The 2,439-nt window shown below is 56.0% G+C and carries 7 protein-coding genes; 6 read left to right on the top strand and 1 reads right to left on the bottom strand.

Annotation, left to right across the window (positions count from 1 at the left end; translation table 11 throughout):
- A partial coding sequence (locus tag AC1DRJ_RS24500; RefSeq protein ID WP_477804433.1) for a hypothetical protein occupies window positions 1-288 on the top strand: 288 nt, incomplete at its 5' end.
- Here the strand turns inward: AC1DRJ_RS24500 and AC1DRJ_RS24495 are convergent.
- Window positions 275-511 (bottom strand): hypothetical protein, encoded by a 237-nt coding sequence (locus tag AC1DRJ_RS24495; RefSeq protein ID WP_477804432.1) that lies wholly within the window; start codon window positions 509-511, stop codon window positions 275-277. The genes AC1DRJ_RS24500 and AC1DRJ_RS24495 overlap by 14 nt on opposite strands.
- A gap of 96 nt (window positions 512-607) precedes the next feature.
- Between AC1DRJ_RS24495 and AC1DRJ_RS24490 the strand changes: the two genes are divergently transcribed.
- From AC1DRJ_RS24490 to AC1DRJ_RS24470, 5 genes are all read left to right on the top strand, one after another.
- On the top strand, window positions 608-931 hold the full coding sequence (locus tag AC1DRJ_RS24490) for a peptidase M48, Ste24p (protein WP_477804431.1): 324 nt from the start codon (window positions 608-610) through the stop codon (window positions 929-931).
- A gap of 1 nt (window position 932) precedes the next feature.
- Window positions 933-1,274: a hypothetical protein gene (locus tag AC1DRJ_RS24485; protein WP_477804430.1), complete on the top strand. Its 342-nt coding sequence runs from the start codon at window positions 933-935 to the stop codon at window positions 1,272-1,274.
- A 9-nt stretch (window positions 1,275-1,283) separates the two neighbouring features.
- A complete protein-coding gene (locus AC1DRJ_RS24480) occupies window positions 1,284-1,478 on the top strand; it encodes a DUF7940 domain-containing protein (RefSeq protein ID WP_477804429.1) in 195 nt (64 codons plus the stop codon).
- Window positions 1,479-1,900: 422 nt separating this feature from the next.
- On the top strand, window positions 1,901-2,059 hold the full coding sequence (locus AC1DRJ_RS24475; RefSeq protein WP_477804428.1) for a hypothetical protein: 159 nt from the start codon (window positions 1,901-1,903) through the stop codon (window positions 2,057-2,059).
- A 20-nt stretch (window positions 2,060-2,079) separates the two neighbouring features.
- On the top strand, window positions 2,080-2,439 hold a 360-nt coding region (locus AC1DRJ_RS24470; RefSeq protein ID WP_477804427.1), incomplete at its 3' end, for an HNH endonuclease signature motif containing protein.

The raw sequence follows: 2,439 nt of genomic DNA, 5'->3' as shown, positions 1-2,439 counted from the left end.
GAATTCAACCGAGGCGTTCTGTTGGTGGACGGCATTAACCTGTCGAGTGTCGTCAGCGATATGACCCTTAACTTCAAAGGTGGCGGCGAATCGACCCTGAGCCTAGGTATTGCCGCCTATGGACAGAATGAGGTTGTGATGGATGACGCTGGCGTGAGCATCAAGGGAGTACTGATACCCGCCAGCGTCGAACTCGCGCTGTATGAGTATCTAAAACGAAAGCACGAGCCGATTGAAGTCACCGTGCTTTCTGATGAGAGCGTACAGCTTGCCGTCAGAGGCGAGTAGCGTCCTCGCCTGATGCCAGGATGTGAAATTCGGTTTCGCTCAGCTTGTTTGCGGAGCCGCCACTTTTGACTTTGTAGTGCTTGGTTCCATTCATCCAGCCTGTGTTCGAGTTGTCCAAAAAGGTGCTCATGATCTGGGTGGTTTGTTCGGATATCACGTAGATCCTTCCTGTTTGGCTTTTGGCCTCAAACAGATCTGTTTGCACGGTCCTTGTTTTGTTCATGGTTACGTCCTTTGTCGCGGTTATAGGAATCTCGACGATAGCACGGAGCCACTAGCCCGCCTTTGCGCGGGCCTTTTTATTTCTATGGAGTCTCCAATGGCTGAACCAACGAGCACTGCTGCCGGCTTGCTGGTGGCGAAGTACGGCGTTGTGACGGCCAGTTTCGTCGGCGCCATCCTGTCGCTGGGCTTCCTGAAAGACCTCACCCGAGGCCAGGCCGCTACCGCAGTACTGACCGGGTTTTTCTTCTCGATCTTCCTGACACAGCCGGTGACCGCGTTCCTCGTTCAAAAACTGGAACTGGTGTCAGACGACTACCTGCTCTGCGGTGTGGCTTTCGTGCTGGGCTTGACGGCCATGAACTTGATTCCTGCGGCGAAGGCTGTACTTGGGCAGTTCGTTGCAACGCGAGGCACCTGACATGAACATCATCCTTACGGGCATGGATGCCGTGTTGTGCATCTTCGTGGTACTGGCTGCGCTGGAATACCTGCGTGCCGTTGACCTGCTAAAGCATCCGGTCATCGCCATCGCGTTCTACCTGGTGGCCATTGGTGCCTTCGGCTTGCTCGGCGAAATGATCCGTGGTGCAAGCGCCTCACTGTTCACCGTAACGCTGCATAGCGGTGTCGTCCTGTATGCCTGGGCCCGCCGTCGGTACATCTTCACACAGGACTGGAGTTGGGGTGGGGAAGAGCGCCGGAGCGGTTACCAACCCGTCGGCCTCATGAGCAAGCCAAAGCCATCACGGCGCAAATCCTAAGGAGTGACCATGCAACTGATCGACAACTGGAAAGACGCGCTGAAGATGCAGAGCGTTCAGGTGGGTGGTGCTATCGCTGTGCTGGGTATCGCTGAACAGCTCCTGCCTTCACTGCAAGCTGTGCTGCCGCCGATTGCCTATGGCGTGCTGGGCCTGCTGGTGATGATCGCTCGCGTGGTGCTTCAGCCGAAGCTGAGTAAGTAGGTGCGACACGTTTCGCGAATCAGCAAATTGTGTCGCGGAGTGGTAGGCGTGCTGCAGGTGAGTGCGGCGCAGCTTCGGCGCTACRYCTCATTTCTTCTATCGCATTCYTCTTGGGCTTCATTSCGKYTCATATAGCAGTCTGGAAGTCTTTGGTCTTGATGCCTGTCCAGGATGAGATAGCCGCGAGYWACRCGAYKYGCTRGATKTKCGCTWCYGCTGTCTTGKCCATGCTSCATTGGTCTTGCGTTTACCACWACGAATCGATTGGGCATCTTGTGTCTCCCTACTTCCTCCTCTGAACGACCTAAAGGTTTAGCGGGGACACGTCAATATTTCAAGTTTTAGGAAAGCGATGACTACCAAGGCTTGCAGTGGGTGTGCATCCCGGCGTGACTGGATAAAGAAGTGGAGCAAGGTGGCATATGAGCGAGCATCCCAGCTGCTTGGAAAGCCTGCTGACCCAGGTGTTGGCCGAGCAGAAGCAGCAGACAACGATCCTCAACAGGATGGCCGAGCAGCAACTGCTACTGATCCAGGCCCTGGCAGATGATAGTGATGACGACCCTGATGCCATATCTTAAACCTATATGGATGGCACCCCATGCCGCTGAGGCCACAGAAGCCGTGCAATGCCCAAGGCTGCAATGTCCTGACCCGCAACCCTCGCTACTGCGATGACCATGCTCATCTACTGAAGAGTGCGGCCCGAGCCAAGCCAAGGGAAAGCAGCACCAAGCGCCACTACAACTACAAGTGGCAGCAGGCCAGGGCTGGCTTCCTTGCCAAGCATCCGCTCTGTTTTCATTGCTCGGCTCGTGGATTGGTAGTCGTGGCCACCGATGTCGACCACATCATCCCGCACAAGAACGACATGGGCCTGTTCTGGGACAARACCAACTGGCAGAGCCTGTGCGGACCGTGCCACTCGGCCAAGACGGCCGCCGAGGACGGTGGATTCGGC

It is taken from the genome of Pseudomonas sp. P5_B2, assembly GCF_056400445.1.
The sequence above is the reverse complement of the archived record's forward strand: the minus strand, read 5'-3'. Positions and strand labels throughout refer to the sequence as shown.

Bases quoted from the DNA above. Each gene is read 5' to 3' on its own strand.
- AC1DRJ_RS24495 (WP_477804432.1), bottom strand. From the start codon at position 511: ATGAACAAAACAAGGACCGTGCAAACAGATCTGTTTGAGGCCAAAAGC.
- AC1DRJ_RS24490 (WP_477804431.1), top strand. From the start codon at position 608: ATGGCTGAACCAACGAGCACTGCTGCCGGCTTGCTGGTGGCGAAGTAC.
- AC1DRJ_RS24485 (WP_477804430.1), top strand. From the start codon at position 933: ATGAACATCATCCTTACGGGCATGGATGCCGTGTTGTGCATCTTCGTG.
- AC1DRJ_RS24480 (WP_477804429.1), top strand. From the start codon at position 1,284: ATGCAACTGATCGACAACTGGAAAGACGCGCTGAAGATGCAGAGCGTT.
- AC1DRJ_RS24475 (WP_477804428.1), top strand. From the start codon at position 1,901: ATGAGCGAGCATCCCAGCTGCTTGGAAAGCCTGCTGACCCAGGTGTTG.